The following is a 16163-nucleotide window of genomic DNA, read 5'->3' as shown; positions in this document are numbered from 1 at the left end:
CAGCGCACCTAATACCAAAGTCATAATCCCAAAGACGCGCTGCCTTTGGCGGCTGCTTTCTGTCATTTTTTCCGTGATGGCTGTGCTTGAGTCCGCGTTCGGAGGAGAACACGGACATTGTCGCGCAGTATCGAGGACAAGGGTCTCACGGGAGGATAACTCAATGGCAATGGCATCAACCGCCGGCGGAGCAAGCCGCGGCATGACGCGAGACGAGAAGAAAGTCATCTTCGCTTCCTCGCTCGGCACCGTTTTCGAATGGTATGATTTCTATCTCTACGGCTCGCTGGCGGCCTTTATCGGCGCCACGTTCTTCAGCCAGTATCCCGAAGCGACACGCAACATCTTCGCCCTGTTGGCTTTCGCTGCCGGCTTCCTGGTGCGCCCATTCGGCGCGCTGGTGTTCGGCCGTATCGGCGATCTCGTAGGCCGCAAATATACGTTTCTTGTGACCATCCTGATCATGGGCAGTTCGACGTTCCTGGTCGGCCTGCTTCCAGGTTCCGCGAGCTGGGGCATCGCAGCCCCCATCATCCTGGTCGCGCTGCGAATGCTGCAGGGCTTGGCGCTTGGGGGCGAATATGGCGGTGCGGCAACCTATGTCGCCGAACACGCCCCCGACGACCGCCGTGGCTTCTACACCTCGTGGATCCAGACGACGGCAACACTCGGCCTGTTCCTGTCGCTGATCATCATCCTCGGCGTTCAAGCAATGTTGAGCAAGGAAGACTTCGCCGCCTGGGGCTGGCGCATTCCGTTCCTCGTCTCGGTCATCCTGCTTGGCGTATCGGTCTGGATTCGCCTAACGCTCAGTGAGTCGCCAACCTTCCAGCGGATGAAGGACGAGGGCAAGGGCTCCAAGGCTCCGCTGACGGAAGCCTTCGGTCAGTGGAAGAATGCCAAGATCGCGATCCTGGCCCTTCTCGGCCTCACCGCCGGCCAGGCTGTGGTCTGGTACTCCGGCCAGTTCTACGCTCTGTTCTTCCTGCAGAACGTGCTCAAGGTCGACCTGCAGACGGTCAACATCCTGATCGCAATCGCCTTGGCGTTGGGTTCCATCTTCTTTGTCGTGTTCGGTTGGCTCTCCGACAAGATCGGCCGCAAGCCGATTATCATGGCGGGGCTGGCTCTGGCGATCTTCACCTACTTTCCGCTGTTCAAGGCATTGACCTGGGCAGCCAATCCGACGCTGGCCGCCGCTCAGCAGAACACGCGTGCGACGGTTACCGTGGCGCCCGGCGACTGCAAGTTCCAGTTCAACCCGGTCGGCACGGCAAAATTCACCACGTCGTGCGACATCGCCACGTCGTTCCTTGCCAAGAGTTCGGTGCCGTATGACATCGTCACCAGCGCGGCGCCTGGGACCTCGGCAACGGTGAAGGTCGGCGGTGAAACGGTCGAATCTTACGACGCCATCGCTGCCGGCGATCAGGCCAAGACCAAGGATGCTGCCTTCACCAAGGCGGTCAACATGGCACTCAAGGATGGCGGCTATCCGCTGAAGCGTGCCGCCTCCAAGGTCGCCGACCAGAAGCTTGACGCCTTCGTCGCGGCCAATCCTGAACTGAAGCTCGATGCCGTCGCTATTCGCGCAGGCGAGAAGGCAACAGTTCCGGTCGCCCAGGCGGTCAAGGACAAGGTGCTGACGGCCGATGAAGCCGCTGGCGCCACCGCCGATGTGACCGTCTACAGCATTCCAGCGTCCGGCGCGTTCGCGATGTTTGCCGACCCCGCGCAGGTCAACTGGACAAAGGTCATCGGCATCCTGTTCATCCTGATCCTCTACGTGACCATGGTTTACGGACCGATCGCCGCGATTCTGGTCGAGATGTTCCCGACCCGCATCCGTTATACCGGCATGTCGCTGCCCTATCACATCGGCAATGGCTGGTTCGGCGGCTTGCTCCCGGCGACAGTCTTCGCCTTGAGCGCGGCCAAGGGCGACATCTATTATGGTCTCTGGTACCCGATCGTGATCGCGGCGATGACGCTGATCATCGGTATGATCTTCGTCAAGGATACGCTGGGAACCGACCTACACGCCAAGTAGCCGACGGCTCATCATACAAAGAAAAGCCCGGCGCGAGCGATCGCGCCGGGCTTTTCAATTGATCAGAAGCGATGTGCACGCAGCGCTAGATCTTGGGGCCCTGGGCCTCTTCCTCGATGGCCGCATCGTGATACCAGCCGTCGCCGAAATCCGTCCGTACACCGCGCAGCGAGGCAATCTCTGCCGCAAACTTAGCCTTGCCGCTCAAATTTGAGGCAGTAGCGCGCGCTGCCGCCGGGAACATCAGAATTTTGGCCGACGGTCGCGTGGAAATGATTTCCATTGTCGGGATCCTTTCTTCTGCCGAACCTTGTCGATTCAACTTGATCCGAAGATAAGGTCTGCAATCAAGTTAGGCAATATGCCTACCAAAAGATCAGTATTTGCCTATTATTTGTGCGTATTGCGGCTGTGATTGATCTGGACGCATTGCTTAGGCGGCTTGCCAACTTCAATGGAATGCCGCGTCAATTTTGCCGCACCCTCCAGGCGAAGAATGGCACACGAATTGCATTTTAAGGATCCGGCAGGGCCGGCTGCTGAAGGCAGACGCATGTCGACGCCGTTCAGTGTTCGGTGATCAAGCAACGAGAGGCTAGAATGACGAAATACAAGCTCGAGTACATTTGGCTCGATGGATACACCCCGGTCCCCAACCTTCGCGGCAAGACGCAGATCAAGGAATTCGCCGAATTCCCGACGCTTGAGCAGCTTCCGCTGTGGGGCTTCGATGGTTCCTCGACCCAGCAGGCCGAGGGCCACAGCTCCGACTGCGTGCTGAAGCCGGTTGCCATCTATCCGGATCCAGCCCGCACAAACGGCGTGCTGGTCATGTGCGAAGTCATGATGCCCGATGGTGTCACGCCGCATGCCTCCAACAAGCGCGCCACCATTCTCGATGACGAAGGCGCCTGGTTCGGCTTCGAGCAGGAATACTTCTTCTACAAGGACGGCCGCCCGCTCGGCTTCCCCGAGAGCGGCTATCCCGCACCGCAGGGCCCGTACTATACTGGCGTCGGCTATTCCAATGTCGGCTCCGTCGCGCGCCAGATTGTCGAGGAGCATCTCGACCTCTGTCTCGCCGCCGGCATCAACCACGAAGGCATCAACGCCGAAGTGGCCAAGGGCCAGTGGGAATTCCAGATTTTCGGCAAGGGCTCCAAGAAAGCCGCCGACCAGATGTGGATGGCCCGCTACCTGATGCAGCGCCTGACCGAGAAATACGGCATCGACATCGAATACCACTGCAAGCCGCTCGGCGACACCGACTGGAACGGTTCGGGCATGCACGCCAACTTCTCGACCGCCTATATGCGTGAAGTCGGCGGCAAGGCCTATTTCGAAGCGCTGATGGCGGCTTTCGACAAGAACCTGATGGATCACATCGCCGTGTACGGTCCGGACAACGACAAGCGCTTGACCGGCAAGCACGAGACCGCACCGTGGAACCGGTTCAGCTATGGCATCGCCGACCGTGGCGCCTCGATCCGCGTGCCGCATTCCTTCATCAAGAGCGACTACAAGGGCTATCTGGAAGATCGTCGTCCGAACTCGCAAGGCGACCCCTACCAGATCGCCTCGCAGATCCTGAAGACGATCGCTTCGGTGCCGGCAAGCGCCCAGGTTTCGGCTGCGGCTTGAGCCTTCGTCACGGCGGAAACCTGCCGTGGCCGTCTCAGGTCCATCCTATGGTCTTCCCAAGCAAGAACCCCGGCGAAAGCTGGGGTTCTTTTTTGTAATGGAACCTTGGCGCGCCGCTCGCTCTACTGAAATGCCTGAAGCGCGGCCTTCACATCGTCACAGAAATCGAAGCACCATTTTCTGGCGTAGTCCGGATCTATTCCCACCAGGCTGGCTTGCTCGAACGTGTTCCTCGCCTCAGGCAGATTTCCGCTGCGGACGTAGCGGCCCGACTTCAGAAGCAAGGCAAGCGAGAGAGTTTGGCGGGCGTTCTCATAAGGCATCAGCGCCATTGCCTTTCCCGCATATTCGATGGCGCCATCGGCATCCGCAAAGCGCGTCAGCAGAAAACTTGCATAGTTCCCGTTAAGGTTTGGAGCGGTCGGCAACATTTCCAATTGACGCAAATAGTAACGCTTGGCGAATTCCACGCTGCCGCCACGTTCATTGGCCCTTGCAAGCAAATTGTCATCCGGCAGGCCTGCTTCCTTGTAGAGCGCGATCAACTCTTTGAATTTCTTTTGGGCGTAGAGGAGAACGCCTTTGTTGTGCGCCATCGTCTGCACCGAGTAATTTTTCTTCTCGCCGTCCGCAATCAGCTGTTGCATTTGGGGCAAATCATCATTGCTCGCGGCAATGGCGAAACGCAGGTTCCAGGCCATTTGGGCGACGTCCGGTGCATCCTGGATCTTGTCCAACGTATCGAGCGCGGCCTTCGCGTAGTCCTGCTGATACCGGGCAGCCCCAGCCTCCTCATACATATATCCCGCCGACAGGTACCAGCGTGCGATCTGAAGCTGAAATTTGGGGGTTGGCGCCGACGCACTCGAAACGCGCTGCGCAAGCTGCGCGAGAGTCTGCAGGAGCCCCGGCTGAAAGCTGTCCCGATCCAAGGTCTCCGAGATGACGGTTGTTAAAGTCGAGGCGTTTCCCTCGATTCGGTAAATCTGGTCCGCGAGCATTTCAGCGGATTTGTCGTCCGGGACGCCGCCATTTCTTGCGATTATCACGATTGCCTTGGCCATTGCCAGGGGTTGTCCTGCCGCTTTGGCGAGACTGGCCCTGGCCGACGTCGCAGCCTTGTTTCGCTCGCCGGCGCGATCGAACAGCAGAGCCCAGGTCAGATCGGCCCAGGGGGCGTTGCCATCGAGTTCAGCTGCCTTGGCGAGCTGCGGTCTGGCGCTTGCCAAGTCGCCAGAAAAAATGAAGGCCCGGGCACCCAGGATGTAGGACCTGGCATAGGTCGGATCGCGCTTTTGCAGCTCTACAATAATGGGAGTGAACGACTTGCTTCCAATGATCGTGCCGAGCCCGTCCGAAACGTACAACGATTTCGCGTAGGCTGCCTCGACCTGAATGGGGACAAAATCGGGGTGGCTGGCGCTGAAATTCTTGATATCCGCTTGAACCTTCGCGACCTGGGCGGGATCGCTCTGCCAATTGTCGACGGCGCTGACGATAGCGTCGAATGCCGCTCTGTCGCTTGGGCTGAGTTGTTGGAGTTGGAGGCTGCCGCCGAATGCCAGGGAAGGCTGCGCCGAGACGATCAGGGCGGCCAATAGCGCTGAAACAACTCGCTTCGGGATCATCTGGCAACACTCCATCTTCGTTGCCTAGAGATAGATGGATAGATTTATGGCCGGGTGAATCCGATCGTGAAAATTGGAGAGATGACTGAAAAACGAAGGCCTGGATGTCGATAACCTCAGATCCGGTGTGAGCCGTTGTGCTCGCTGACTGAGTCCAGCAGTATTGCTAGCCAAGAGGTCTGTCGTCGGAGGACGGGTTACTGCCGCCGTCCAGGATACAGCGGGCCAGGGATCAACCGATGATGACACCACGCGCTTTCAGCGCGGCCACAACCTTGTCATGCGGCAGGGCAGGCGTGCGGTTGCCGTCGCGGCCAATCATCTCCTGGTTGGCGACCAGGGCATTCAGCACGGCCTCCTCGGTCGCCTGCACAACAGCGGCGTAGAAGGCGTCCATGCGCCCCCACGGAATGAAGTCCATATGGCCGTAGCTCTCTTCGGTGGCCGAGATCGCCATTATCCTGCAGGCGGCCCGGCTGCTGTTCAGTTCCGGCCGCGACAAGACCTGGTTCGGCCCGATCAACGCCGCCGTCGCCTCGGTCCATGGCATCTACGCCTCGCCTTGGATCGCCACCATCGTTGTGGCGGTGCTGGCGGCCGTCGCCTGCTTCATCGACATCAACCTGCTGCTGGTCGTCAACGGCACGTCGCTGGTGGTCATCTATGCCTTGCTGTGCGTGGCGGCGTTTGTCGGTCGCCGCAGCGGCACACCGATGGCGGGCACTATCGCATGCCGCTCTTCCCGGTCCCGGCCGTCCTCGCTTTCCTGGCGCTGATCTACGTCGCCTACCAGAACTACCTGGACGTCGCCTTCGGCCGTCCGAGCCTGATCGCGACGGGGCTGATCATGGTCGTGGCTGCTGTCTACTACCTGCTGGTCCTAGCCAGGCGAACGGACTGGAACCTGCACGGTCGCGACGAGCTTGCAGGGTAGATCCACGTCCCTCCGACGGTCTGCTCTTGCAAGAACCTCGGCCCAGGCCGGGGTTCTTTTTGGCCGCTACCCGGCAGATCGCATCTCGAGCCAAAAGCACCCAGAAAAAGTCAGGCAATTCCGGCGGTCGAGAATGCCACCGGAATCCGGGCCGTCGCCGTGTCCATTTCCAGTGATGGTTTGTCAGAAAGCCCGGAAAACCGCCTTTTCCAGCATTCATCTGTGGCAAAGACCCTTCCATAAGCATCTGTTCATGCAACGAAATTGGCCATCCACAGCCCGGTTGGTGGCGTTGACAGATCGCAGTGCAGCATGCGTACTCGCAGGCCTTGGGGTTACGTCACGCAATGCTGTTCGGACGGGCGGGGTTTTCTTGAACGGCGGCATTGGCGGGGGCGCCGGACGAGCGGTCACTGTAGCCTGAGACAGTGCTCCGCTCGCTCCTGGCTTCATGTTCGCGATCAAATTGTGATCCGCTTTCCATTCATCGGACTTTGCTGAGCCTGGGACTGACGTCACCGGATCGACGTATCGTGCGTGCCGATAGACCGCGCGCCTATGAACCCAGGCATGCGCACGATCGTCGAAAACTCAACGCAGATACGCTGCTTATGTCGAGTCGGCCCGCTTTCGCACGCCGATCAGCAGGCACGCCCTATCGGAGCGCAGCAAAAAGCCCTTGAAAGAGAGAAATCTTTCAAGGGCTTGAACATAATATTGAATCTTAGTCTGAGATTGAATCTCAGACGGAATAGTACATGTCGTACTCGACCGGATGCGGTGTCATTTCGAAGCGCATCACCTCGGCCATCTTCAGCTCGATGTAGCTGTCGATCTGGTCGTCGTCGAAGACGCCGCCGGCTTTCAGGAAGCCGCGATCCTTGTCGAGACTCTGCAGTGCTTCACGCAGCGAGCCGCAGACGGTCGGGATCTTCTTCAGTTCCTTGGGCGGCAGGTCGTAAAGATCCTTGTCCATCGGCTGGCCGGGATGGATCTTGTTCTTGATACCGTCGAGACCAGCCATCAGCAGCGCCGCGAAGCCGAGATAGGGGTTCGCGCCCGGATCGGGGAAGCGGATCTCGACGCGCTTGGCCTTCGGTGACGAGCCGAACGGGATACGGCAGGACGCCGAGCGGTTGCGCGCCGAATAGGCGAGCAGCACCGGCGCTTCGTAACCCGGCACCAGACGCTTGTAGGAGTTGGTCAGCGGATTGGTGAAGGCGTTGATCGCCTTGGCGTGCTTGATGATGCCGCCGATGTAGAACAGGCAGCTCTCCGACAGGCCGGCATATTCATTGCCGGCGAAGGTCGGCTTGCCGTTCTTCCAGATCGACATGTGGACGTGCATGCCCGAGCCGTTGTCGCCGAAGATCGGCTTCGGCATGAAGGTCGCCGTTTTGCCGTAGGCATTGGCGACCTGGTGCACGACGTACTTGTAGATCAGCATCTTGTCGGCGTTGCGCACCAGCGCGTCGAACTTGATGCCAAGTTCATGCTGGGCAGCCGCCACCTCGTGATGGTGCTTTTCGACGCGCACGCCCATTTCGGCGAGCACGGTCAGCATTTCCGAGCGCATGTCCTGTGCGCTGTCGATCGGCGGTACCGGGAAGTAGCCGCCCTTGACGCGCGGGCGGTGGCCGAGATTGCCGGTCTCATAGTCGGTGTCGTCGTTCGACGGCAGTTCTGTGGAGTCGAGCTTGAAGCCCGTGTTGTAGGGGTCAGCCTTGTATTTCACGTCGTCGAAGACGAAGAATTCGGCTTCCGGGCCGACAAAGATGGTGTCGCCGATGCCTTCCGCCTTCATGTAGGCCTCGGCCTTCTTGGCCGTACCGCGCGGATCGCGATTGTAGGATTCACCCGAAACCGGATCGAGGATATCGCACAGGATGACCATGGTCGACTGCGCGAAGAACGGGTCCATGTGGACCGTTTCCGGATCGGGCATCAGCACCATGTCGGACTCGTTGATGGCCTTCCAGCCGGCAATCGACGAGCCGTCGAACATCACGCCATCGGCGAACATGTCTTCCTCGACCTCGATGACATCCATTGTCACGTGCTGCAGCTTGCCCTTCGGGTCTGTGAAGCGCAGGTCGACGAATTTCACGTCGTTGTCCTTGATCTGCTTCATGATGTCTTTGGCTGTCGTCATGTCATGTATCCCTGTGTGATGACGTTTTTTGATGATGACGTTTTCAGGAGGATGGCCGGGTCGGGTCAGACCGCGTCCATGCCCGTTTCGCCGGTGCGGATTCGCACGACTTCCTCGATATTGGAAACGAAGATCTTGCCGTCGCCAATACGGCCGGTCTGGGCCGCCTTGCGGATGGCCTCGATCGCGCCTTCGACCGCATCGTCGCCAAGCACGACTTCGATCTTCACCTTGGGCAGGAAATCGACGACATATTCGGCGCCGCGGTAGAGTTCGGTATGACCCTTCTGACGACCGAAGCCTTTTGCCTCGGTGACAGTGATGCCTTGCAGTCCGGCCTCCTGAAGCGCTTCCTTCACTTCGTCCAGCTTGAATGGCTTGATGATCGCTTCGATCTTTTTCATGTAAAAAGTGGCCTCCACTGCCAAAAAAACGGGTTGTGACCCCCCGCTTGCGCCTCCATCAAGCACGAACTGTGCCAGTTGGACGGATTCGAAGCGGTCTCATACGATTTCAAAGCCGCGCCGCGCCGGGATGCAAATTCGCGTCATTCGCTGCACCGGAAGCGGCATGGGCTGCTGGAGCCTACACAGCGCCGGCACCTGCGTCCGCACAAAAATTAGGCACATCGCCTATCCTTCAGGCAATTTCGTGCCTGCAATGCCCTCATGCCGACGATATGGCTGCAAATCTCGGCAACTCCCCTTTGTTTGCTTCGGATCGAAAATTGGACAATGCTTGATCGCATGCGGATCGGCAATCCATGAGCAACGAACTTCTTATCTCCGCCGAAATGAGCGAGGCCGATCGGCTGACGATTGCCGCCGGTCCAGCCGACGGCATCGGCCTGATGCGGCGCGCGGGTGAAGCGGTCGCGGCTGAGATTCTCAAGCGCTATCCCGCAGCGACGCACGTTCATGTGCTGTGCGGTCCAGGCAACAATGGCGGTGATGGCTATGTCGTCGCCCGCATCCTGGCCGGCAGCGGCGTCGGCACAACGATCTGGTCATCCGGAGCGCCGAGGCCGGAAAGCGATGCGGCGCTCGCCGCGGCGGAGTGCCCGATCAAACCCCTGCCGCTTTCTGGTTTCGACGCCGAGGCCGGCTCGATCGTGGTCGACGCGCTCTATGGGGCAGGGCTGTCCAAGCCGCTGTCCGGCGATGCCGCGAAAGCCGTCGATACCGTAACAGCCCTGCGCCTGCCTGTGGTCGCGGTCGACCTGCCGTCGGGCGTCTCGGGAACCAGCGGCGACATATTGGGCAGGGCGTTTCGCGCCGAGGTCACCGTCACCTTCGCACGGAAGAAACCTGGCCACCTGCTGCTGCCGGGGCGCGGGCAATGCGGTGAAATCGTGCTCGCCGACATCGGCATCGGCGACGGCATCATCGCCCAGCTCGCTGTGTCGACCTTCGAGAATGTGCCGGACCTGTGGTTGCGGGAATTTCCCGTGCCGGCGGTGGACGCGCACAAATACAAGCGTGGCCATGTCGGCGTCTTTTCCGGCGGCCCCAGCGCGACGGGCGCGGCGCGGCTGTCGGCGATGGCCGCCGCGAGAAGCGGGGCAGGGGCGGTCACCGTGCTGTCGCCGCCCAATGCCATGCAGGTGAACGCGACACACCTGACCTCGATCATGCTGCGCGAGGGGGGTTCGCTCGAAGAGGTGCAGGAATTTCTGACGGCGCGCCATCCCGAGGCGCTGGTGTTCGGACCGGGGCTCGGGCCAGAGCCCAAGGTCGGCGATTTTGCCCTGCAACTGATCAAGGCTTTGGCGGATGGTGCACGCGACGAGGCGACCGCAAGCCACGCCAGTGCGATCGTTCTTGATGCCGATGCAATCACCTCTCTGGCCCATCAACCCCAGGCGCTGTTCGAAGCCGCCCGTCAGCCAAACGCTCCAGTGTTGGCGATAACGCCGCATGAGGGTGAATTCGGCCGATTGTTCCCCGATATCGCCGGCGACAAGACGCTGTCGAAATTGGCCAAGGCGCGTGCGGCCGCCGTGCGGGCCAATGCCGTCATCGTCTACAAGGGCGCCGACACGGTGATCGCTGCTCCCGATGGCAAGGCGGCGATCAATTCTAATGGCGCGGCATGGCTGGCCACAGCCGGGTCAGGTGACGTGCTGTCGGGCATCATTGCCGGTCTGCTCGCACAAGGCATGCCGCTCTTCGAGGGCACCTGCGCGGCGGTGTGGCTGCATGCCGAAGCCGGCAGTCGGTTCGGACCCGGCCTGATCGCCGAGGATCTGCCGCTGGCGCTGCTGCCGGTGTTGCGCGAACTCTTCGACGCGCGCACGGCTGCTGAATGAGCCGCGCCCTGGCTCTGTTGCTCGCCACTCTCTTTGCTGCCTTCGTGGCGTCGGCAGCACGCGCCGAAAGTCCGGTGACCGTCGTCGACAATCCGGCGGTGCTCGTCGCGCTCGATGCCAAGGGTTTCGGTTTCGCCGATGTTTTCGGGGTCGACGGCGAAGACGGTCTGAAGACGCTCTACGACGAGGCGCCGGCCTATCACGCCATCGTCGAAACGGTTGCCTCCGATGTTGCGGCACTGCGCGCCGACATGAAGGCCGGCGGGCGCCCGCTCTACGAGGTCACCGACGGCAATGTCGGCCGCATCATGGACATGCGCTGGCTGAAGACCGATGCTGCGCGCTTTCGGCTGGTCGGCGTCGTCAACCGGCTCGATCGTCGCGACTTTGCTGTGCTGCGGGGCGACAAGAGCTGCGGCGAGGTGCGCTTCATCTACCGCCTGGCCTACAGCTTTCGGAAAAACGGCAAGCAGCTGGCGTCGCGCCTGCCGTTCAATTTCAATGCCGTCTACAGCGCGGCCCCCGATGCCGATGGCGGCTGCGTCGGTGTTGCCGGGCGCTGGACGCCACAGCTTGACGAGAGCGTCGATGCCGGCTGGCTGTCCGGCGGACCGCTGGAGAAGGCCGGGCTGACCTTCAAGCAGTTGGAGGTCAACGCACAGGTGGTGCGCTTTCCCTCCGGCCAGGAAACCGAGTTCGGCGGTCAGGCCGCCTATCTCATGCGGATATTCGGCATCGATGGCGCTGATATCAGCCAGAAGCCGCTGGAGAACACGCCCGACACCGCAGGGCTCTCGCAGAACGCGGCGCTGAAAGCACGGCTCGCGGCCTATGTCGGCGCCAATCTGCCGGCGATCGATGAAGGCGTCTATGAAATTCCCGACGAGTTCCTGGCCAGGAAAATCATCTCATGGTCGACTTTCGGCAGTGCGCGGCAGGCCAATCATCCGTATACGCAATTATTCCAGCCCAAGGAATTTGCAGCGCTCGGTTATTCCGCGCTGAAACTGGTGCGCACGCCGGAGGCGCTGGTCGAGCGGCTGGACAATGGCGCCTGCCAGGGGTGCCATCAGGCCGGTTCAACCGCCGGGTTCCATTTCATCGGCCTCGACGACAAGACGACGTCGCCGCTCAATCGCATCGAGGTTGGTATTTCACCGCATCTTCATGCCGAGATTCCGCGCCGCCAAGCCTGGCTCAGCGCCACGGCCGAAGCCAAGCAGCCGAACCGCTTCCGTCCACTCTCCTTTGCGCCGCCTGCGGTCTGGACGGATGCTGGCGCGGTCGACTATGCGCCGGCCGAAATGGCTATGCCGTGCCTGATGCCGGAAGATGCGGCCCGCTTCAGCGCAAGCTGGCAATGCGGCGGCGGCACGGTCTGCACGCCGCTGGCCACCGCTTCAGGTGTGCGCATCAAACTGGCGCAATGCCTGCTCCCCAAGGACAGCGCTGACATGTTTTCCGGGCATCCTTGTCTGACCGGCTCGATCGCCAGCAATGTGGCGCAGCCTTTCAACGACCGCTACAGCATATCGGGCCAGTTCGCGGCCTTCGCACCGGATATCTCGCGCACCGCTTACACCTGCCGCCCGCCGAAGATTGGCGTGCCGGGCGGCATCGCCTATCGCGGCTGCGATGACAAGGACCGTGCCTTCGCGACCTTCAAAGCTGGCAAGCCGATGCCGAACGAGATCTGCGGGCTGGTCGGCGGCAAGAAATTCGACATCTGCGTGGCCACCAACAATTTCGACCAGTGCCTTGGCGGCGCCGTCAATCGCGGCAACCGGCCGGCCTGTTCGGCCGATCATTTCTGCCGCGAGGACTATATGTGCCAGTCGCTGCCACCGGACACGCCTGGCATCGGCAAAGTCAAAGGCATCGGCTTCTGCTCGCCGACCTATTTCATCTTCCAGATGCGTATCGACAATCACGCGACGCCTTGGGCCAGCCCTGTCCGCGCCACCGTGGGGGCGGGGTTTGGCGCGGCGGAAGAGGAGTAAGCTGCCAGCGCCTCACAGCGGGATGTTGTCGTGCTTCTTCCAGGGGTTCTGCATGTCCTTGTTGCGCAGCATGCGCAGTGCCCGCGCGATGCGGCGGCGGGTCGAGTGCGGCATGATCACCTCGTCAACATAACCGCGCTCGGCGGCGACGAAGGGCGACAGGAAGCGATCCTCGTAAGCCTTTGTATGGGCTGCGATCTTTTCGGCGTCGCCGATGTCCTTGCGATAGATGATCTCGACCGCGCCCCTGGCGCCCATCACCGCAATCTGCGCCGTCGGCCAGGCATAGTTCATGTCGCCGCGCAGATGTTTTGAGGCCATCACGTCATAGGCGCCGCCATAGGCTTTGCGGGTGATGACGGTGATCTTCGGCACGGTCGCCTCGGCATAGGCGAACAGGAGCTTCGCGCCATGCTTGATCAGCCCACCATATTCCTGCGCGGTGCCAGGCAGGAAGCCTGGAACATCGACGAAGGTGACGATCGGGATCGAAAAACAGTCGCAGAAGCGCACAAAGCGCGCCGCTTTGCGGCTGGCGTCCGAATCGAGCACCCCGGCCAGCACCATCGGCTGGTTGGCGACGAAGCCGACCGTGCGGCCCTCGACGCGGCCGAAGCCGGTGACGATGTTCTTGGCGAAATTCTGCTGGATCTCGAAGAAATCGCCTTCGTCGGCGACCTTCATGATCAGCTCCTTGATGTCGTAGGGCTTGTTGGCGTTGTCGGGAATCAGCCGGTCGAGCGACAGATCATGGTCGGTGACCGACTGGTAGCATTCGATCTCGGGAAGCTCCGACGTGTTGGAGGCCGGCAGCAGGTCGACCAGCCGGCGCATCTGCAGCAGCGCCTCGACGTCATTGTCATAGGCGCCGTCGGCGATCGAGGATTTCGTCGTGTGGACGGAGGCGCCGCCGAGGCTCTCGGCGGTCACCGTCTCGTTGGTGACGGTCTTCACCACATCCGGTCCGGTGACGAACATATAGGAAGTGTCGCGCACCATGAAGATGAAGTCGGTCATGGCAGGCGAATAGACGTCGCCGCCGGCGCAAGGGCCCATAATCACCGAGATCTGCGGAATGACGCCGGAGGCGAGCACGTTGCGCTGAAAGATCTCGGCATAGCCGCCGAGTGCCGCGACGCCCTCCTGGATGCGCGCGCCGCCGGCATCGTAGAGGCCGATGATCGGCGCCCGGTTGCGCAGCGCCATCTCCTGCACCTTGATGACTTTCTCGGCATGCGCTTCCGACAGCGAGCCACCGAACACGGTAAAATCCTTGGCAAAGAGATAGACCGGGCGGCCGTTGACGGTGCCCCAGCCGGTGACGACGCCGTCGCCGGCGATCTTGGACTTCTCCATGCCGAAATCGGTCGAGCGGTGCTCGACATACATGTCGAATTCCTCGAACGAGCCCTCGTCGAGAAACACCTCGATGCGTTCGCGCGCGGTGAGCTTGCCCTTCTTGTGCTGGGCATCGATGCGGGCCTGGCCGCCGCCCATGCGGGCGATCTCGCGGCGCCGCTCGAGTTCCTTCAGAACGTCTTTCATCGATTACCTCCCAAGCCAGCGGCATTTCGTGGTAATCGTGCCGGCAAGCGAGCGCAAGCGCCGCTTGCGTCATGGGTTTTGCTGCGCTGCAACATGAAGCCCCTTGCAATTCGGGGCGAACTCAGCCATATGCAGCCCATAGGCGCTTGGGCCGGGAACGAATCCGGCCTTCTCGACGAATGAGACTGGTTGCGTCTGTTTTCCCTCTTTCCGGTATATCGGCCTCCTCTTTCCGGTACATCACAAAGCGGCGAAAAAGCCCCGTGGCATGATGCCTGCGGGCACGACAGCGCAGCCGAGTGGACGTTACTGTCCGCCCGCCTTGTCGTTCCATATCAATTTTTTCGACGGCAGGTTGCGCCCTGCCGCCATCGATGTTTGCGGCCAAGAGCCGCGTGAAAGAAGATTATTTTGACCAACGAAAACACTTTGCCCGGTAGCAACACTGCGGAACTTACTGGTTTCGCGGCACTGGGTATTACGGGCGCGCTGCTCAAGGCCACCCACAACGCCGGCTTCACCGAGCCGAAGCCGATCCAGGCGCAGGCGATCCCGCCGCAGATGGAAGGCCGTGACATTTTCGGCATCGCCCAGACCGGCTCCGGCAAGACCGCGGCCTTCGCGCTGCCGATCCTGTCGAAGATCATCGCACTCGGCACCAAGCGCCGGCCGAAGACGGCGCGTGCGCTGATTCTGGCGCCGACGCGCGAACTCGCCGTGCAGATCGAAGACACCATCAAGATCCTCGCCAAGGGCGCGCATGTTTCGACCGCGCTCGTGCTTGGCGGTGTCTCGCGCTTCAGCCAGGTGAAGAAGGTTGCCCCCGGCGTCGACATCCTGATCGCAACGCCCGGCCGGTTGACCGACCTGGTGCGTGAAGGCGACCTCGTGCTCGCCGACACCAAATGGCTGGTGCTGGACGAGGGCGACCGCATGCTCGACATGGGCTTCATCAACGACGTCAAGCGCATCGCCAAGGCGACCGCCCCCGACCGTCAGACGGTGCTGTTCTCGGCGACCATGCCCAATGAAATCGCAGAACTGGCCAAGGGCCTCTTGAAGAACCCGATCCGCGTCGAAGTCGCGCCGCAAAGCACGGCAGCGGCCGAGATCGTGCAAGGCGTCGTCTTTGCCCGCACCAAGCAGAAGCGCCAGGTGCTGTCGACGATGCTCGCCGATGAAGCGATGAAGTCCGTCATTATCTTTTCGCGCACCAAGCATGGTGCCGACAGGGTGACCAAGGATCTCGAGCGCGACGGCTTCAAGGCCGCCGTCATCCACGGCAACAAGTCGCAGAATGCCCGTCAGAAGGCGCTCAACGATTTCCGCGAGGGTTCGGTGCGCATTCTGGTGGCGACCGACATCGCGGCGCGCGGCATCGACGTGCCCGGCATCAGCCACGTCGTGAATTTCGACCTGCCGGACGAAGCGGAGAGCTATGTGCATCGCATCGGCCGCACCGGCCGCAACGGCATGGACGGCATCGCGATCACGCTTTGCGATCCTTCCGAGAACAGCAAGCTCCGCCAGGTCGAGCGTATCATCCGCACCAAGCTGCCGATCGTTGCCGACCATCTCGGCAGCCCCGATCCGCAGCGCAATCCGGCTGAAAAGAACGAGCGCTTCGAGCCGGCCAATGACCGCAACGACCGCAATGGCCGTCGCGACGGCAGGCGGCCCGGTGGCGAGAACAAAGGCAACGGCTTTGGCAAGAAGCGCTTCGGCGACAAGCCGGCCTTCGCAGGCGAGCGCAAGCCGGAAGGCGCCAAGCCGGCCTTCAAGGGCAACAACAAGCGTCGCTTCGGCGGCAAGCGTCCGGCGGCGCGGGCGGCGTAAGCCAAACCGCGTTGTAATCAGTCACGTTCAGGCTGGCTGATTGCCGAGACCGACATAGGAAAGGGCGGC

At 61.3% G+C, this 16163-nt stretch carries 13 protein-coding genes; 7 read left to right on the top strand and 6 right to left on the bottom strand.

Annotated elements, in window-relative coordinates; genetic code table 11:
* The first annotated feature begins 163 nt into the window (after nucleotides 1-163).
* Nucleotides 164-2050 (top strand): MFS transporter, encoded by a 1887-nt coding sequence (locus EJ076_RS21380; RefSeq protein ID WP_126069201.1) that lies wholly within the window; start codon nucleotides 164-166, stop codon nucleotides 2048-2050.
* 85 nt (nucleotides 2051-2135) lie between these two features.
* Here EJ076_RS21380 and EJ076_RS21375 read toward each other — a convergent pair whose 3' ends face one another.
* A complete protein-coding gene (locus tag EJ076_RS21375) occupies nucleotides 2136-2333 on the bottom strand; it encodes a DUF2735 domain-containing protein (RefSeq protein ID WP_126069200.1) in 198 nt (65 codons plus the stop codon).
* A 317-nt stretch (nucleotides 2334-2650) separates the two neighbouring features.
* Between EJ076_RS21375 and EJ076_RS21370 the strand changes: the two genes are divergently transcribed.
* Nucleotides 2651-3691: a glutamine synthetase beta-grasp domain-containing protein gene (locus tag EJ076_RS21370; RefSeq protein WP_126069199.1), complete on the top strand. Its 1041-nt coding sequence runs from the start codon at nucleotides 2651-2653 to the stop codon at nucleotides 3689-3691.
* A 122-nt stretch (nucleotides 3692-3813) separates the two neighbouring features.
* Here the strand turns inward: EJ076_RS21370 and EJ076_RS21365 are convergent, their stop codons facing one another.
* Complete coding sequence (locus tag EJ076_RS21365) at nucleotides 3814-5319, bottom strand: hypothetical protein (RefSeq protein ID WP_126069198.1); 1506 nt, start codon at nucleotides 5317-5319, stop codon at nucleotides 3814-3816.
* Between the two features lie 232 nt (nucleotides 5320-5551).
* Complete coding sequence (locus EJ076_RS21360) at nucleotides 5552-5776, bottom strand: P1 family peptidase (protein WP_245462849.1); 225 nt, start codon at nucleotides 5774-5776, stop codon at nucleotides 5552-5554.
* Between EJ076_RS21360 and EJ076_RS35265 the strand changes: the two genes are divergently transcribed.
* Together EJ076_RS35265 and EJ076_RS21355 are read left to right on the top strand one after the other, a co-directional pair.
* Complete coding sequence (locus EJ076_RS35265) at nucleotides 5760-6095, top strand: hypothetical protein (RefSeq protein ID WP_164548511.1); 336 nt, start codon at nucleotides 5760-5762, stop codon at nucleotides 6093-6095. The genes EJ076_RS21360 and EJ076_RS35265 overlap by 17 nt on opposite strands.
* Nucleotides 6050-6253, top strand: coding sequence for a hypothetical protein (locus EJ076_RS21355; protein WP_126069196.1), 204 nt, complete (start codon nucleotides 6050-6052; stop codon nucleotides 6251-6253). Before EJ076_RS35265 ends, EJ076_RS21355 begins: the two co-directional genes overlap by 46 nt.
* A 742-nt stretch (nucleotides 6254-6995) precedes the next feature.
* On the opposite strand, the gene glnA is transcribed toward EJ076_RS21355, so the two are convergent.
* Together glnA and EJ076_RS21345 are read right to left on the bottom strand one after the other, a co-directional pair.
* On the bottom strand, nucleotides 6996-8405 hold the full coding sequence (gene glnA / locus EJ076_RS21350) for a type I glutamate--ammonia ligase (protein ID WP_056588641.1): 1410 nt from the start codon (nucleotides 8403-8405) through the stop codon (nucleotides 6996-6998).
* Between the two features lie 65 nt (nucleotides 8406-8470).
* Nucleotides 8471-8809, bottom strand: coding sequence for a P-II family nitrogen regulator (locus EJ076_RS21345; RefSeq protein ID WP_006205430.1), 339 nt, complete (start codon nucleotides 8807-8809; stop codon nucleotides 8471-8473).
* 359 nt (nucleotides 8810-9168) lie between these two features.
* On the opposite strand from EJ076_RS21345, the gene EJ076_RS21340 reads away from it, so the two are divergent.
* Together EJ076_RS21340 and EJ076_RS21335 are read left to right on the top strand one after the other, a co-directional pair.
* On the top strand, nucleotides 9169-10713 hold the full coding sequence (locus EJ076_RS21340) for an NAD(P)H-hydrate dehydratase (protein ID WP_126069195.1): 1545 nt from the start codon (nucleotides 9169-9171) through the stop codon (nucleotides 10711-10713).
* On the top strand, nucleotides 10710-12713 hold the full coding sequence (locus EJ076_RS21335) for a hypothetical protein (RefSeq protein WP_126069194.1): 2004 nt from the start codon (nucleotides 10710-10712) through the stop codon (nucleotides 12711-12713). Before EJ076_RS21340 ends, EJ076_RS21335 begins: the two co-directional genes overlap by 4 nt.
* A gap of 12 nt (nucleotides 12714-12725) precedes the next feature.
* On the opposite strand, the gene EJ076_RS21330 is transcribed toward EJ076_RS21335, so the two are convergent.
* The gene (locus EJ076_RS21330) at nucleotides 12726-14258 is read right to left on the bottom strand and encodes an acyl-CoA carboxylase subunit beta (RefSeq protein WP_126069193.1); all 1533 of its coding nucleotides are present in this window, start codon (nucleotides 14256-14258) and stop codon (nucleotides 12726-12728) included.
* 411 nt (nucleotides 14259-14669) lie between these two features.
* On the opposite strand from EJ076_RS21330, the gene EJ076_RS21325 reads away from it, so the two are divergent.
* Nucleotides 14670-16094: a DEAD/DEAH box helicase gene (locus EJ076_RS21325; RefSeq protein WP_126069192.1), complete on the top strand. Its 1425-nt coding sequence runs from the start codon at nucleotides 14670-14672 to the stop codon at nucleotides 16092-16094.
* Nucleotides 16095-16163 lie beyond the last annotated feature (69 nt).

Origin of the sequence: Mesorhizobium sp. M7D.F.Ca.US.005.01.1.1 (genome assembly GCF_003952545.1) — a bacterium.
GTDB lineage: Bacteria > Pseudomonadota > Alphaproteobacteria > Rhizobiales > Rhizobiaceae > Mesorhizobium > Mesorhizobium loti.
Note: the sequence above shows the minus strand (reverse complement) of the source record. Positions and strands in the feature narration are given on the sequence as shown.